This window comes from Sphingobacterium kitahiroshimense (genome assembly GCF_025961315.1).
GTDB lineage: Bacteria > Bacteroidota > Bacteroidia > Sphingobacteriales > Sphingobacteriaceae > Sphingobacterium > Sphingobacterium anhuiense.
The window spans coordinates 1,374,868-1,391,986 of the sequence record NZ_JAOQNK010000001.1; the positions used below are offsets into that span (position 1 = coordinate 1,374,868).

Consider the following 17,119-nt stretch of genomic DNA (forward strand, 5'->3'; position numbering starts at 1 on the left):
AATAATGGCATGCGCGATTTGGAGCATTTAAGGCGCTTCAGGACTATCATATACAGGACATAGTTGACGGACCTCTGATTTAAATATCTGTTGTGACAAATACTGCAATCAAGGGATTTAAGAATCTCTAATAACGACACTGGATCTGCAAATCCGTAAATCAAAAGATACAAATCAATCCGATTAAGTAGCTGCTATGATTTTCATAATTTTGTACATTTGATTATATAAATTAAAATTTTTAGAAAGACGGACGTTAGCAGTATAGATTATAACCTCAATAAAAAAAATGACATCAACAAACTAAATAATTAATATCGCATGAAGAAAAGAATACCATTAATTTCCTATTTTATAATTTGTATTATAAATATATCTTTTGCTCAAAATGAATGCAATTGTCAAATGGCATTAGAACGTTTAATAACTAAAATAGAAGTTGATTATCCAGGTTTTAAGCAAAAAACTGATGGAAAATTCGATTTATACAATAATCATAAAGCTTTAGTTATTGCAAAATCCGACACTACCACTAATATCAACTGTATCAAGGTGTTAAATGACTACGTGTCTTTTTTTAAAGACGAGCATATTTACATCGAAACAAGTTTAAAAAATAAAAATGAAAACGAAAATTTGGGAGAATCAAAACCGAAAGAAAAAGAGGTAGATGGAAAGTTGTTAGCATCAAATGTTTTTTATATTAAAATCCAAAGTTTTAAATATGACAATATTACCCCTGTACAGGAGCTCATAAAACTAAATCAAAAGAAAATTGAAAAATCTAAGGCACTGATTATTGATATAAGAGATAATTTTGGTGGTACTGATGATGTTTATCAGCCTCTACTACCGTATATTTTAACAAATCCTTTGCGAATAATGAATGTCGAATTTTTGTCTACGAATACACTTATTAATGGCTTGCGAGATTATGCGATGCAAAACGTCCATAAAGACTCTTTAAAAGCAATTAGCCAAATTGAAGATGGACTAAAAGAATATAAAGATAATTTGGGCAAATTTATATTATATGATGGTAAAAAAGTGACGATTGATACGATAGCATTAAAATCAGAAGCACCTAAACAAATAATTATTTTAGCAAATAAAAATGTAGCAAGTGCCGGAGAGAATTTTTTATTTTCAGCACGTCAAAGTAAAAAGGTGAAAATTTTGGGAACACCTTCAATGGGAGTGTTGGATTATGGTTCGATAAGAGAGTTTAAGTTTGGTTGCGAGAATTATACACTATACCTACCAACTTATCGTTCAGCAAGACTTCCTCAATATCCAATTGACAACATAGGAATTCAGCCTGATGTGTATTTAGATGATACAGTTGGAGATTGGTTGAATTTTGCGCTGAATTATATTAATGAATAAGATGAATATTGAGAACAAAGGTTCTTTTTATCAGTTGGGTTGAAAAACAAAATTCATAGATCGTTTTTTTATACCTTAATTGATAATCTATAGCACACAACTTTTATTGCGGTTTTGGATAAAAGTTGTGTTACTATAAAACATCCACAATTTTGATTGCCTAAATCTTAACGTGGATTCTCCACTCCAGGTATCCCCAAAGTAATTGAGCAGGGTGATGATCATATTCTGATTGCTGTACGCATTTCTACACTGCAAGAAACAAGTACATCGTATTATTTAATAAAATACAATTCTTTTTTTGCTTCATGTTTGTATTATTTTAACTTCTTTAGGTGCTTTGATCACTGTTTTGATACGTCCATGTTCTTTCACATGCTTAACATATATCTGCCCATAAGGTGTTGGAAATGTTCCTTCTGCCCAATTAAGATCGCCTAAATTAGGTTTAACAGTATATGCCCTTCCACCTGGTTGCGCTACTTTAATTCCTAATACATGCTCAGATAACCACGCTGTTGGTCCTGAAGCCCAGCCATGTGCTAAGCTATGACGAAAACCTTTATAACAGTAAGCTCCAAAATCTGCATGTATATCCGATTTTCCTTCTGGTACAAGCTCATCAATACGACTGGCATTGGGCAACCAATCCATATTAAAATCTTCCCAGAATGTTGTCGCTCCTAGATCCAGCATAGCACCCCAATAGGTCGAGATAATTTCCATAGCCTCTTGATACTTTCCTGCTTTCGCCATTGCTTCGAGCATGTAATAACCGTAAAAGGTTGAAAAATTTTTCGCCCCTCCTATAGATAATACCTCCGTATACGCTTTTTTTGCATCGATTAATCCGACTAATGACATCAATGCAGCGGCTTGTTTTGAATGATGGAGTGGCGGAATATATTTTCGCATCTGCGCAACTGTTTCGTCACATCTATTTTTTGAACTATCATCACCTAATATCTGAAAGAGAGCCGATGCATTCTCCAATGATCTTATAGTTAGTGCTTGAAGACCTGCATGTACAGCTGCACTATCCTCACTTGATGGCCAATCTAAAAATCGAGCGCCATCCATCCGTTCTTTTCCATTAACAACCTTCCCAGTAATTTGCTCAACCAATCCTTGTAAATAAGGTTGCTGCTCCTTTAAATATCCTAAATTCCCATAATTCATATACCAATCATATTGCAAGATAATCCACCACATCGAATAACTACTATGTCCAGACATCCAATTGGGTAGCGGTGTCGATTCTCTCGCAAGATCTAAACTTCTGGGGACAACTTCGTTATACCCAAATACGGTATTGACAGTAGATACTTCAGGGTGAAGATCTCCTACCCAAACTAAACGATCCCTTTTTATACCATCCCATAAATAGTCTTGCATGTTAACGTGTACAGTGTATGCACCTACTTCCCATATTTTATTAAGTCTTTCATCACTGCTTTGAAAGCTCCCTAGATAGGGAACATCTCGAAAGGTAGCTACAGCCCTTACTTCTCGCAAATGTAATTCAGCATTAGGTTCTAAAAAATCAATACGTACAAATCTGAAACCAGATTCACCAGATCGATTGCGACCAAGCCACGGTACTTGCATCATAAAATCTCGTATTGCATGGTCATTAGTAGCACCTATAACGCCAATTTCGGACATTGCTTCACTAACCGATTCCCCGAAACGTATACGAACATTTTTCGGTAAATTATTGCCCCCCCACATGCCTGTGATGATTTCAACAGATGCATTCATCTGAATACCAAAGTCTAATAGTATGCTAGTCCCTATTTGATTATTTTCATTTTTAAATACAACAGTATTGGGGTTGTATAAATTTGCCTGACCATTACCTCTTTTTAATAAATTTGTAGCATGTATCACATTTCCCTCTTTCCATACGATACGAGTAGGATAAACATATGCAGATGTTAATGGGCTCACTTGATTAAACTTATCACTTAATTTATTTTGCGCATTGATCTCACAAAAGCAAAAAATAAGCATTAAGAAACTTAAAATAGCACGGTTTGAATTCATAATTGGATACTTATAAGTATTAAATGTATTAAATAAATAAGAGGCTACTATCCTGTACTTTCATGATGGACACATAAATTTCAACTACTTAAGACCAAAAAGTTTTTTTCTGTATTGGAGAATCTTTAGCACAAAACCAAAGCTTTATAAACTCTAATTAAAGCATAAAGGCATCCTTCACTTGTAGGTCTCACCACTATGGAATATTGCCAAGACATTATTAGCTTCAAGCATAAGCAAAAATAAGTGTCTATAGGAATGCTTGCCAAAGACCTGTAACTTACCCAACATATTTATTCTCATTCTCTCGTAAAAGCAGTTATTAAAAATATATTAACCATAATTGGCTTATATCTCTATGATGAGCTTATTTTCATAAATAAGATTTCTGTTTGAGGTAAAAACTATCTTCAAAAAAAGTTTCCACACACTAAACTTCTGATTATTTATTAGAACGGCCTTATAGAAAATAGGATTAAATTTATATATTTATTCTATCTAAATCATTTATTATAAAACCATTGACCAGTATGAAACGCAGAAAATTTCTTCAATCTTCACTAACTGCAGGTTTAGCAACAACTATAATTCCAGTAATAGGAGCCGATAATAATGCAACTGAGCAGGAAATATATGAATGGCGTGAATACGAAATACGATTCGGTTCTGACCAGCAACAACTGGACAATTATTTTAAATCTGCCCTTATTCCCGCACTGAATAAATATGGTGTAAAAGCAGTTGGTGTATTCAAAGAATTGGTTCCATCTGAGCCTGCCAAATTTTACTTATTAACCCCTTACTCTTCTCTTGACAATTACCTATCCGTCAATACAAAAGTAAAAATGGATGCAGATTACATTGAAAATAGCGCTACATATAACAGTATTCCCGAAGACAAAGCGCTATATGATCGTTTTAAATCTTCCTTAATGATGGCCTTCGAAGGTTGGCCTAAAATCACTATTCCATCCGATAAATCGCGGATATTTGAGCTAAGAACATATGAAGGCTACAGTGAAGATGCTGTAAAAAGAAAAATTAAAATGTTTCATGATGGCGAATTTCCTATCTTCAAAAGAGCAAAATTAAATCCGGTATTCTGTGGTGAAGTGATTTCAGGCGACAGGTTACCTCGTCTCACCTATTTGATCACCTGTAAGAATATGGAGGAACGTAATAAGGGATGGGTTGATTTCATTGCTGATCCTGAATGGAAAAAATTAGTGTCAGATCCTCAATATGCAAATACTATTTCTAAAATTAACAATACATTTTTAATACCCACAACTTACTCTCAGGTTTAAAAGCAAAGTCTTATCTTTCTAAAATTCAATAAAGACGAAAATTTAAAAATTTAAAATAATAATCAATATGTAGAAATTAGTGATTTTGACAATGGCTGGGTTGAATTTCAAATAAAAAAATCATCAGATAATAATATAGTAGCTAAATTTGACAGTATTAATTTTTCAACCCTTAATGCAATTGCTTCAAAAAACGGGAAATTGAAAATAATTAATGCGGAGACATATCTAAAACCTGAAAGATTAAATAAACTATATCTGAATATCAAAGGGGTATATGGCAAAGAAACAAAAACTGATTCTAGTGATTATAATAAATATGTGCATATATACACCTACACCTGGGACGTTAAAGACAGAATAATTAAATTGATTTCTATTTTTGATCCGAGAAGTTCTGAAAATCTTAAAAAAATAAACGCTAAAATCCCGGTTCAGGATTCAAAAATCGTTAATGAAAGACCTAAAACCATACTATTTGTCTGTAACAAGGAAAGCTTAAAAGATGTGCTTAAATTAAATAATACCGACAATAATTGGGCAAAATTTAAGTAATAACGAATTCTGAAATTTCTTTATCAAGCTACTCTTAAGCGAAGTATGCTTTATAAAAATAAAATTGGTACTCAAAAATATCCTTACTCCATTAAACTTTTATCACGAACTTATCTTTCTTCTGATACTTTGAATAAGTATTGATGATAAAATGGTAAGCTAAACTTTGATGCAAAAACAGAAATGCTATACCAAATTTTATAGTTCTTTCAATTATTGTTTTATAATAAAAATGGAATTTGTTATCTTTGTGGAAAGCTGATAAAAATAAGCTATAAATATTAATAACCCGCTCCTATAGCTCAGTCGGTTAGAGCGTCAGACTCATAATCTGCAGGTCACTGGTTCGAGCCCAGTTGGGAGCACTACTTAAAAAAATCCTCATCAAAAAATGAGGATTTTTCTTTTTTATAAAGCGTAATAAGTAAATAATCCTAAAAATTATCTCCATTAAACTCTGCGATATTTAGAATAATACAGGTCTTCTCATGGTTAATTATTTAAATACTTTCACCTTTAAGCAGTGACCAATTTCCAAAAATAAACTGTCGCAGAGAGACGGTAATCAAGTTTTCATCATTCAGAAGCGATTTCACATGAAGTAATAGCGACAACCTCAGTTTTTTCGTCTTTTAATTCTTTAACCATTAAATACCTCAATATACCCATAGCAACAATAGCATAACCCGCCAAGATGGCTAAACTTAAATGATCCACTGCCAGTGTTGAGGGGAAAAGCTGACTCATTAAAGTCATAAATGACAATCCGATTCCCGCTCCCAAAAAATAGCTTGTACTGGTTAAACTTGAAGCAACACCATAATGAACGGCCTCTACATCACGAATACCTAAAATTGATAAACTTGTAAAACAAATCGTCATTCCAATCCCTGAAATACATGCTGCCCCAAATAAAACAGTTTGTAGGGGATGATCTAAATAAATGGATACTAGTAAAGATAAAGCACCTAATAGCATAAAAGACCAGCCCAGGATACCCATTTGCGCAGGATAAAATTTTCGGCAAATATAAGGCAATATAAATTTAGCTACCAATGCAGACATAATACTGAAAGGAACCAGCATTAAACCTGCAGAAGCGGCGCTGTGATGCATATCTTTCTGAAGCATCAAAGAAATCAAAAATAAAAATCCTATAAAGAATGCGCCTAGTGTAAAAAACGCAAGATTTGAAGCCATTAATGATTTATACCTGAATAATTTGAGATCAATTAATGGCTGTGATACTGTTCTTAAACGATGGATCACAACACTCAGTAAAAGAATAGCCAATAGCAATGAACCAACTATCAATATTGGACTCTCTTTGATGTGTATGAGTTCATGTGTCCCATAGGTTAAACTTAAGAGTCCTAAGACAAGCAGTAATCCGGAAATACCGTCTGTCTTCTGAACATTTTGAGCCTTTTCATCTGTAGGTAAATAATAATATGCTAGAATTAATGTGATCAAAAGAATCGGTACATTAATCAGAAAAACCCAGTGCCAGCTTAAGTAGGTACTGATGAGCCCTCCCACTGATAATCCACTTCCCGATCCTATTGCTGCAAAAGAACTAAAAACTCCCAACGCACGGTTCCTTTCTTGGTTTTCGGTAAAAGTATTGGTGACAATTGATAAGGATGACGGCATAATAAAAGCAGCGCCAAGCCCCTGCAAAGCTCGGAATAAAGCCAGTACCTCAAAATTAGGTGAAAGCCCTGCTCCTAGTGAGGCTAACATAAAAATCATTCCCCCTAAAAGAAATAATTTTTTACGTCCTATCTCATCAGAAAGTTTACCTCCAATAATCAGAAAGCCTCCAAAAAACAACACATACAGGGTCTGTAACCACTGCACCTTTTCTGCACCGATATTAAATTGCTCTTGAATAGAGGGAATCGTGAGATTAATAATTGCGATATCCAACGCTTCAACAAAAGTTCCTATCGATGCCAGTATTAATATTAAATTTCTCCTTGTTCCCATACCATTCAAATTTCCTGCAAAATTAAAATTATTGGAACATACTATAAAATTACTTCTTAAATTTGGAACAATTAATTAATTTATATAAATTACAAAGAACAAATAAACTTTAAAAACTATTTAACCACCAAATATTAGAACAAATGCCCTCAGAAAATTATACTCTAGATGAAAAGGATCTTGCTATTCTGCGCTTATTACAAAAAGATGCCAAGCTTAGTGTGCGTGATCTTTCAGCACAGATCAATCTTAGCTCTACTCCAACACATGAACGAATTAAGCGCATGGAAAAATTGGGGATTATAAAAGAATACACCGCAGTATTAGATCGCAAAAAAGTTAATAAAGGAATGATGGTCATCTGTATGATTGCACTAAATGCCCACAATAAAAAAACAGCAACGAAATTTATAGAAGAAGTATGTAAATTGAATGAAGTGGTCGAATTTTACAACATCAGTGGTGATTTTGATTTTATGCTAAAAATATTGGCCCCAAATATGGATGAATTTCATGAATTTTTCGTTAATAAGCTATCTGAAATAGATGGTATCGGACAAACAAAAAGTATTTTTGTTATGAATAGTATTAAAGAGCGTACTCAGATTATCTATTAAAAGTCATTTGCATACGCACTAATTTTAGATAAAAATCTTTAAAATATCGTGTGCCATATGCGATAAGGTCATACCAAAAATATTTAGCAGTTCTATAAAATCTCTATTCCAAGTTCTCGGTATACCTGAAGCGCAGTATGATGAGGATCTGCCTCAGTAAGAATAGTATCCAGATCAGTCACAGGCCCTATACAAAAAGCTTCCGCTGTGCTGGTTTTTTCTATGGTAGACAATGCAACTGTTTTAAGAGCCTGTGCAATCATTATTTTTTTAATTTGTGCATCTTCATAATCTTTAGCTGTTATCCCAATGACATGGTGGATACTACATACGCCAAGGAAACAAATATCAGCTCGAACTGATTTCAATGTATTAATTGCATCTTCACCGATTGCGGTAAAAGAAACTTTACAGAGGCGGCCTCCGGCAAATATCACTTCAACGTTGGGATGATCTTCCAGTACACTAACTACCGGAAAACTATTGGTAACGACCGTTATTTTTAAATTTTTAGGCAGACAGGCTGCTAATGCCACAACAGAGGTCCCACCATCAAAAAATACCACATGCCCATCCCTTAAAAAGCTTAAGGCCTTTAAAGCAACAGCCTGCTTTTGTCCCAAATCGTATTTTTCACGATCCCTATAATGATGTGGACTAGGAGAATTAGCCAATGCCCCTCCTCTTACCTCTTTTAGAAGACCCTGAGATCCCAATACCTTAATATCGCGACGTACAGTATCTTCGGATACGTTTAATAGTATACTAAGCTGTTCGAGGCGAACTTTATTCTCCTTAGAAAGCTGCTTTAATATGAGCTGTAAACGTTCTTCTCTTACCATATCTCTTTATATTATATGCAAATATATAAAATAATACTTTGCAATATATTGCAAAGTATTGCAACATTTAGTATCTTTATTGCAAAACTTATTAAATATGAGAAAATCAATAGCTATTGATATGGACGGCGTCATCGCCGACACGGAACCCCATCTTATTGAATGGTACAAAAATGAAACGGGCATTTCTTTGACCCCTCAACTCATAAATGAATTAGGAGAAGATGCTGCTTTTGCTGATAAAACAGCACTGCACAAAGTACTTCATACCCAATCATTCTTTAGAACAGTACCTGTAATGGACAAAGCAGTAGAAAATGTCACATTATTAATGGAAGATTATGAGATTTTTATTGTTTCTGCAGCTATGGAATTTCCCTTGTCTTTGTATGAAAAGAGAGAATGGCTACAAGAACATTTCCCTTTTATTAGCTGGAAGAATATTATCTTCTGTGGTGATAAAAGTATCATCGATACAGATTATATGATCGATGATTATTGCAAAAATCTTGATTTCTGCAAGGGAAAAGCGCTAATGTTTAACGCCTACCACAATGCACATATCAATCATCATATCAGGATCAATCATTGGGATGAAGTGCCTGAACTGCTTAAAACACTCACTTATAGTACTGAAAATATACTGTAAAGTATATTTTCAGTTTTTGAATATCAATTAAAATTTAAGCGCTCAGCCCATTTTAATGAGGTTGGCAATACTACATTTGAAAATTCAATGTGTATTACACGCCTTTTCTTATTATTGACTGTTCTCTTCGAGCTATGTAGCAACAATGGCTTCATTAACATTACTCCACCTTGCTTAACAGAACAAGTCGTTTCAGTCTCAATATCCCAATTTATTTTTTCAGGTCGATAAATTCCCTTAACATGTGATTTAGGGATAACCTTTAAAGCGCCATTATTTTCATCGGTATCATCAAGATGAATTCTTATAGCTGTAATATTTTCTAATATGTCAATTGTCGGTTGCACTGCATATTGATTGTGTTTGGTTGTCCAAGGTCCAAAATTTTCAATTTCTATTTTCTTATCAACGGAAATAGTTAAATCTTGATGATAAGATACGTACCAGTTAGAAGTCTCAGGTTTATCAAAATAAATGCTCTTTACTACGAAAAAATTATTGCCGATCATTTTTTGCAAAAGTGACCTAAAATTATCAGTAAATATTAGTGAAATGGTTTCTGGAATTTCTTTCAGAAACTGTCTAATGGCAAATAAGTCCTTAGTTTTTCTGAATGTGTCTTTTGAAGTGTCAACTTTATTAATTGCATCAATAATACTATTTATTTCTTCTTTAGAATAGATATTGTCAATCACATTGAAACCATGATCTAAAAGATCTTGCCTATTTTTTTCAAGATCTTCCATATTACTAGCATTTTTCATTATTGAACTTTGAGATTACATAAACGCATAAAAAATTTTGCCAAATACAATTTACTAAAGATAATAAAAAACAATATCAAAGCTTTCTATTCTGGGTCTTTCGAATTTTGACCTTATACAATGAAAGCTAATAAGAAACTTTTCGATATCATATCTTAATTATTAAATAATGCACTACATCAAATTACTATTTTTTTAGTCACAATCACAGGGAGTAATAAGTTCAATTGTAGTAAAGCTTTTATTTAAATCTTGCTAGCAAAACTTGTAAAATCCAACATTCTTTTTACTATAAGCTCAAACTCTAAAGCATTAATTCCATTCCTATAGGGATGATTAAATAATGATCATTTTAATGAAACGTCGTTATTTATTTAAAAATCTACGGAAACTACTACGCATAAGTTAAGCTAAAAAATGCTATAATCCATTAGATTGTCACTGTTAGCATAAAGAGAAAGAGGTGATTGCTTAATTTCAGTGCAGTCTTTTTAACATGAGTTTTTCTGTCGGCAATCCTTCTTCGAAACCTTTAAAATAGGTCTTAAATCCTAACTTTTCTAATATTTTTTTTGAAGCCAGATTATGAGGATCAATAATTCCAATAATATCTAATTGGGGAAATAATCTATTTGCTGTATCTATTACCGCTTGACCAACAGCACATCCATAACCCTTCCCCCAAAACTCCTTATTTATGACATACCCGATTTCAAGGACGTTACAATCATTACTGCTATATGCTAACTTACAATATCCGATATACAGATTTCCGTTGTCAAATACTTTAAAATAACCCAGATCATCTTCATTACGATTGACTTCAAGTATCGCCTCAAACTTTTCCTTAACCTGAACTTCTGTCCAGCCTTTTCCAGTAATATATTTCATAATCTCATCATCAAGGAGTAGCGGTTTAAATAGATCAAAATCATCCGATGTATACTTAACAAGTGTTATATTCATTGCAGTTTTTTCGTAAAATATACATGATCTTAACTAAATTTGACACTAAAAACTTTAAAAATCCATTCAATAAAAATTAAAGCACTTATTTTTAAAGAATTAATAGGCGTTTCCTGAGACTTTAGTGGTGAGAAATTAGTAATCAATATCGCTTTGAATACCAATATTAAAATTTGAAATGGACTAAAAAATTTTAGAAGCGAACTTCTTAAATAATGCGAAAAAACTCGCAGATAAATTTGAGAAATCACCAGACTTTCTGCGGGATCGACCATTTGTCGATGAATAGTAAAGAATCTATTTTACGAAATACTGAAGAGATTATGGACTATAATAAGTACCACTTGATCCAATTTTTTTTATCCGAAAAATAATCCTTGATTTTGTATAGCGTTTATATTGTATGGTAATGAAAAGCATAAGCTAAATCAATTATTAAAAAAAGGATAACGAGCTAAAAAAGTAGGAGCAACATTTTTTAATTTCCTATTTATGGTCTTCCAAAGCTTTCTTCAACAATGAGGTAAATGTTATAAGTTCATTGGCTGAAAGATTTGACGAAAATTGCTTAGTTAAATTTTTTCTAAAGGTTTCAGAATTGTCAACAATGAATTTCCCGTTATCAGTTGCAGTTAAAATATAATTTCGCCTGTCTACCTCACTCTGTATTTGTTTTAGCAACTCATTTTGAATTAAAAACTTCAACTGCTTAGAAATAGCGGCTTGACTAACATTCAATGCTACTGCAATCTGTTTAGCAGTAGCATCTTTTTTTCGATACACAAACTCTATGATGTTATAATGGGTTGCTGTAATACCAATATAATCGCCCTTATTCATGTTCGCCAAAATGAAACATTGGAAGTCTGTAAATACAGTAAAAAATTCTTTTTCAATCTTTTTCATAAAAAAAACACTTAACTTAGTTAAGTAGTTGCAAAGTTAAGTAAATTAGTTATGAATAATATTATTATAACAAATGCTAGGCAGAATAATCTCAAAAATGTTTCTCTTCAAATCCCGAAGCATAAAATAACGGTATTTACGGGTATATCGGGTTCAGGAAAATCATCACTCGTATTTGAAACAATTGGCGCAGAGGCACAACGTCAGATAAATGAAACACAGAATAGTTTTATACGTACACGAATGCAACATTATGGTATACCGGATGTCGATAAGATTGAAAATCTGAATGTCCCCATTATTATCAATCAAAAGAGAATAGGCGGAAATGCGCGTTCAACAGTTGGTACCATAACTGATATCTACGCGTCTTTACGATTGCTATTTTCTAGATTAGGTTCGCCATTTGTAGGTTATTCTAATGTTTTTTCATTTAACAATCCACTCGGCATGTGCCTTAACTGCGAAGGTTTGGGTTATGAGCAAACTATTAATATTAATACTTTAATCAATAAAGAAAAATCCCTAAATGAAGGCGGAATTCAGTTTCCCACTTTTCAACCTGGAGGATGGAGGTTAACTAGATATACTTTGTCAGGATATTTTGATAACGACAAGAAAATAAAAGATTATTCAGATAAAGAATGGGAAATATTACTTTATTCAAAAGAACATAAACCTAAAAACCCAAATAAAGATTGGGGAAAAACAGTGAAATATGAAGGGCTCATACCACGTATTGAAAAAGCATTTTTAAAAAAAGATTCAAAAGAAAATACAACCCGAAAAAATGACCTTCAACACATTACCACAAGCAGAATATGCGCAGTATGCAAAGGTAAAAGATTAAATAAAAAGGTACTCTCCTGTAAAATAAATGGTAAAAACATAGCCGATTGTACTGCTCTTTCAGTTGACGATTTAATGGAATTTATTCAATCGATAAACTCAAACACCTATGATATTATTGTAAAAGAGCTTATTAAGAAATTAAATAATATGATTAACATAGGCCTGCAGTACTTAACCCTCGATAGAAAAACAGATACGCTTTCGGGAGGAGAATCCCAACGGATTAAAATGGTAAAAAGTCTAGGCAATAGTTTAGTGGATCTACTGTATATTTTTGATGAACCGAGCATTGGGCTTCATCCAAAAGATTTACAAAATATTACTTCCATTATTGAACAAATTAGAGATAAAGGTAATACCATTCTGATTGTTGAGCATGATCCAGATTTAATCAAGATCGCAGATTTGATCATTGATATGGGACCCGGATCAGGAAAAAATGGCGGTGAAGTTATCTATAAAGGAACTTTTAAAGAACTTAAAAATTCATTAGGAAAAACGGGCTTATATTTTGCAAAGAAAACCAAAATTAAAACTGATCCAAAAATTGGAAAAGAATATCTAGAAATTAAGCAAGCAACCTTACATAACTTGAAAGGTATTGATTTAAAAATCCCTAAAAATATTTTGACAGTAGTCACTGGCGTTGCAGGCTCAGGAAAAAGTACATTAATCAGCAAAGTTTTGCCGGATTACTATAAAGATGCAACAATTATCGACCAGTCCTTATTTACAGCTAGTCCCCGGTCAAATTTACTCACTTACTTGAATCTATCTGATAAGGTCAGAAAATCATTTGCTCGAGCCAATCAGGTTTCTGATAAAAAATTCAGTAGGAACAGTGAGGGCGCCTGTGAAAACTGTAAAGGACTGGGCATGGAGCGGATAGACTTAGCATTTATGGATGACATTGAGCAAGTCTGTGAAGTTTGCTGTGGTTCCGGATTTAATCCCCAGGTATTGGAATATAAATACAAGGGTAAAAATATATTTGATGTACTGAACTTTACTATACCGGAAGCTATACAATTTTTTGATGATCAGATATACCTTGAAAAGTTTGAAATACTTTTAAAATTAGGCTTAGATTATCTCACACTCGGACAACGTATGGATAGCTTTTCTGGGGGAGAAAGACAACGTTTAAAACTCACGAAAGAATTAAACAACACAAATAAAATCATCATTATGGATGAACCCAGTACAGGATTACATCCAAGTGATACGGAAAAGTTACTATCTCTTTTTGAGGAATTAATTGAAAGAAATAACACATTAATTATAGTAGAGCATAATTTGGAAATTATTGCTCAGGCAGATTGGATTATCGATATCGGTCCGGGTGCTGGTAAATATGGAGGTAATGTTATTTTTGAAGGTACCGTAGAACAACTTTTAAAAAATAAAAAATCGTACACTGCCGAATATCTCAAAAAACATTTAAAATGGAAATAAAAATAATCGACTATAATTCCCTTTTATTTAACTCTTTGTATTCGTTAAAAACCCGGTGAAATAGAAAAAATAAAAGCCGCAATAATACGGCTTTTATTTTTTGTTAAAATTTAATTCTTATTTCCCCCGTCTGCTTAGAATAGATTCCATCTCAGCCATGACTTTATTAATTTTTGCAATCGTCAAATCAAAAGGTTCAGAAGTATTCATATCCACACCTGCATCGACAAGAAGATCAACAGGATATTTTGTACTTCCCGAAGCTAAGAAATTCAGGTATTTCTTACGATCTGCATCCGTTCCACGCAGGACTTTTTCGGAAAGAGCTGTTGATGCAGTAAAAGATGTCGCATACTGATAAACGTAAAAGTTATAATAAAAATGTGGAATGTAAGACCATTCTGATTTCACATTGTCATCAACGACACAAATATTTTGATCATGACCATAATACTTTTTCGTTAGAGCCAGATACATCGTATCAAAGTCTTCTCCAGTGAGTGCCTCCCCCTTTGCTACTTTATCATGGATCATATATTCGAACTCAGCAAACTGAGTCTGACGGAACAATGTTCCTTTTGCGCCTTCAAGATAATTTCCAAGAATAGCAAGTCTAGTTTCATCGTCCTTTATCTGCTTCAGCATATAATCATTCAATAACTCTTCATTTAAAGTCGAAGCCACTTCTGCAACAAAAATTGAATAATCTGAGTTAGCATAATGTTGCTTCTTATTGGTCAAATAACTATGCATGGTATGTCCCAATTCATGAGTCAGCGTAGACATATCATTGTACTTGCCGTTATAATTCATGAGGATATACGGATGTACATCGTACCCAGAACCATTAGAATATGCACCTGACCTTTTTCCTTCGTTAGGATACATGTCAATCCATCTTTCTTCGAATGCTTTTTTGGAAACTTCTATATAATCAGTCCCTAAAGGCTTCAAAGATTTTAAAATATTCTCTTCAGCTTCTTCTACCGTATAAGATAAATCGACTTTCGCAACCAAAGGAGCATAAAGATCATAATAATGCAGTGTATCCACTCCCATCATGCGTTTACGGAGGTTTAAATAACGATGAAAGGTCTTCAAATTTCCATTTACATTTTTTATAAGATTATGAAAAACATCTGTCGGAATATTACCGCCATCTAATGCCATTTTTAAGGTACTGTCGTAGTTTCGGGCTTTTGTTGCAAACAATGCCGCATTGATATTTCCATATAACTGCGCTCCAAATGTTCTTTGAAACTCATTCAGTTTACCAAAATAAGTGGCAAATGCTTTACTGCGAACTCCCCGGTCTTCACTCGCTCTATATAATGCAAAATTAGCAGCGTTAAGCTTTACGCGTTCACCGTTCAAATCGACCTCCGGATATGGAAACTCAGCATTTATAAAGGTGCTATAGATATTGGCAGCATTACCGGACATTAAAGAAGAATATGCCAATACTTTTTCAACTTCCTCAGAACCTCTATGGGCGCGTTTGCGAAGTAAATCTGTCAGGTAAAACTTATAAGTTACCAACGCTTTTTCTTTTGCCAAAAATGCGCTAAGCTGATTTTCTTTTAAAGTCAGCAATTCTGGTTCCAGGTATGAAGTCAAAGCGCCATATTCTGAAAAAAGCTGTTGCAATTCTTGATTCATCCCTGCATACTTAGTTACTCGGGTATCTTGATCAGCTTTCATCGAAGCATAAGATGAGAGACGAGCCATATCCTTGATAAGCGAACTATTCAGCTCTAATGCTTGCAATAAAACGTTCGCAGATTGTGTAAGCTTACCTTTGTATGAAGCCGCTTCTTTCATCTTTTGTTGTAAACGTTCCTTTTCTGTTTTCCAAACGTCATCTGTAGCATAAAGATGAGACAAATCCCATTTATATTTTTCAGGTAATTCTTCGCGAACTTTCATCTGACTTACTGCAATTGTTGTTGAGAACAGCATCACCGTTGTGATCAATTGTGTTTTTTTACGCATAATGTATGTAAATAGTGTTCCCAATTTACAAAACATCTTTTAGATTTTTATAGCACCAACAAGATCAGTCCATAAATTTATAGTGTAAACCATATCAGATTATAAATAAAGACACATAACATTAGAAGACGAATAATAATTGGAAACCGTTTACTCCAGCACAGTTTTTTCAAAAACGACTTCATTACCTAGATTTCAATAAAATAAACAGATAAATTTTATTAAACCTGATTATCATCAATATGGTAGTAGATTATTTAATCAAAAGCAGTATAATTTCAGACTTGACACAAATCATCATTGTAAGTCCACGAATTTATTTTTTCTAACATAGAAGTGGGATTAGTTTTAGGAAATACGTGCACACCACCATTTCGTTTAAATTCTTTAATCTCGCAAAAATCTGTAGTAGCTGTATATCCAAAAAGCTTAATTGATGGAAATCTTGCCGATATTTCACTAGCAGCAGCTACGCCTCCCATATTTGGCATATGAAAGTCAATGATACAAACTTCAGGTAACTCATCCTCGAATTCCAATCTTTTAATCAAATCTAGTCCATCACCGCAGATAAAGAAAAGATCAAAAACAGTATCTCTTTCGATGAGTAATTGTATCATATTTTGTTGAAATATACTATCATCTGTAAAAGCGAGTTTAATTGGATAATTCCTCATGTTTGTTTTTATTTCTATTAACTTATTCACGACAAAATTACCAACGTTCCTCCAGCGACAATACCATTATATCTTCTTAAATTATCACATGAAGACCAATTTTAAATGGATTGATA

General features: G+C 33.3%; 14 protein-coding genes and 1 tRNA gene. 7 read left to right on the forward strand and 8 right to left on the reverse strand.

Annotated elements, in window-relative coordinates:
• Window positions 1-321: 321 nt before the first annotated feature.
• Window positions 322-1,386, forward strand: a complete 1,065-nt coding sequence (locus tag M2265_RS06315; RefSeq protein ID WP_132771396.1) for a S41 family peptidase — start codon at window positions 322-324, stop codon at window positions 1,384-1,386.
• 306 nt (window positions 1,387-1,692) lie between these two features.
• On the opposite strand, the gene M2265_RS06320 is transcribed toward M2265_RS06315, so the two are convergent.
• Complete coding sequence (locus M2265_RS06320; protein ID WP_243655448.1) at window positions 1,693-3,432, reverse strand: alpha-L-rhamnosidase C-terminal domain-containing protein; 1,740 nt, start codon at window positions 3,430-3,432, stop codon at window positions 1,693-1,695.
• A gap of 530 nt (window positions 3,433-3,962) precedes the next feature.
• Between M2265_RS06320 and M2265_RS06325 the strand changes: the two genes are divergently transcribed.
• The 3 genes from M2265_RS06325 (at window position 3,963) to M2265_RS06335 (ending at window position 5,659) form a co-directional block, all read left to right on the forward strand.
• Entirely contained in the window at window positions 3,963-4,739 is a 777-nt protein-coding gene (locus M2265_RS06325) for an NIPSNAP family protein (RefSeq protein ID WP_132771395.1), read from the forward strand.
• Between the two features lie 201 nt (window positions 4,740-4,940).
• Entirely contained in the window at window positions 4,941-5,294 is a 354-nt protein-coding gene (locus tag M2265_RS06330) for a hypothetical protein (RefSeq protein ID WP_132771394.1), read from the forward strand.
• Between the two features lie 291 nt (window positions 5,295-5,585).
• A tRNA-Ile gene (locus M2265_RS06335) sits at window positions 5,586-5,659 on the forward strand.
• Window positions 5,660-5,870: 211 nt separating this feature from the next.
• Here the strand turns inward: M2265_RS06335 and M2265_RS06340 are convergent.
• Complete coding sequence (locus M2265_RS06340) at window positions 5,871-7,283, reverse strand: MFS transporter (protein WP_132771393.1); 1,413 nt, start codon at window positions 7,281-7,283, stop codon at window positions 5,871-5,873.
• 143 nt (window positions 7,284-7,426) lie between these two features.
• On the opposite strand from M2265_RS06340, the gene M2265_RS06345 reads away from it, so the two are divergent.
• Window positions 7,427-7,900 carry an Lrp/AsnC family transcriptional regulator gene (locus M2265_RS06345; RefSeq protein WP_021188922.1) on the forward strand — a complete coding sequence of 158 codons (474 nt, stop codon included), beginning with the start codon at window positions 7,427-7,429 and terminating at the stop codon, window positions 7,898-7,900.
• Window positions 7,901-7,992: 92 nt separating this feature from the next.
• On the opposite strand, the gene M2265_RS06350 is transcribed toward M2265_RS06345, so the two are convergent.
• Window positions 7,993-8,742, reverse strand: a complete 750-nt coding sequence (locus M2265_RS06350) for a DeoR/GlpR family DNA-binding transcription regulator (RefSeq protein WP_132771392.1) — start codon at window positions 8,740-8,742, stop codon at window positions 7,993-7,995.
• A 97-nt stretch (window positions 8,743-8,839) separates the two neighbouring features.
• Between M2265_RS06350 and M2265_RS06355 the strand changes: the two genes are divergently transcribed.
• Window positions 8,840-9,391, forward strand: a complete 552-nt coding sequence (locus M2265_RS06355; RefSeq protein ID WP_132771391.1) for a 5' nucleotidase, NT5C type — start codon at window positions 8,840-8,842, stop codon at window positions 9,389-9,391.
• 23 nt (window positions 9,392-9,414) lie between these two features.
• Here the strand turns inward: M2265_RS06355 and M2265_RS06360 are convergent, their stop codons facing one another.
• The 3 genes from M2265_RS06360 to M2265_RS06370 form a co-directional block, all read right to left on the reverse strand.
• The gene (locus M2265_RS06360; protein WP_132771481.1) at window positions 9,415-10,137 is read right to left on the reverse strand and encodes a phytanoyl-CoA dioxygenase family protein; all 723 of its coding nucleotides are present in this window, start codon (window positions 10,135-10,137) and stop codon (window positions 9,415-9,417) included.
• 495 nt (window positions 10,138-10,632) lie between these two features.
• Window positions 10,633-11,121 carry a GNAT family N-acetyltransferase gene (locus M2265_RS06365; protein ID WP_132771390.1) on the reverse strand — a complete coding sequence of 163 codons (489 nt, stop codon included), beginning with the start codon at window positions 11,119-11,121 and terminating at the stop codon, window positions 10,633-10,635.
• 486 nt (window positions 11,122-11,607) lie between these two features.
• Window positions 11,608-12,027, reverse strand: coding sequence for a MarR family winged helix-turn-helix transcriptional regulator (locus M2265_RS06370; RefSeq protein WP_132771389.1), 420 nt, complete (start codon window positions 12,025-12,027; stop codon window positions 11,608-11,610).
• A gap of 51 nt (window positions 12,028-12,078) precedes the next feature.
• Between M2265_RS06370 and M2265_RS06375 the strand changes: the two genes are divergently transcribed.
• Window positions 12,079-14,334 (forward strand): ATP-binding cassette domain-containing protein, encoded by a 2,256-nt coding sequence (locus M2265_RS06375; RefSeq protein WP_132771388.1) that lies wholly within the window; start codon window positions 12,079-12,081, stop codon window positions 14,332-14,334.
• Window positions 14,335-14,451: 117 nt separating this feature from the next.
• Here M2265_RS06375 and pepF read toward each other — a convergent pair whose 3' ends face one another.
• Both pepF and M2265_RS06385 read right to left on the reverse strand, forming a co-directional pair.
• A complete protein-coding gene (gene pepF, locus M2265_RS06380) occupies window positions 14,452-16,362 on the reverse strand; it encodes an oligoendopeptidase F (RefSeq protein ID WP_132771387.1) in 1,911 nt (636 codons plus the stop codon).
• A 242-nt stretch (window positions 16,363-16,604) separates the two neighbouring features.
• Entirely contained in the window at window positions 16,605-17,003 is a 399-nt protein-coding gene (locus tag M2265_RS06385) for a response regulator (protein WP_021188760.1), read from the reverse strand.
• Window positions 17,004-17,119 lie beyond the last annotated feature (116 nt).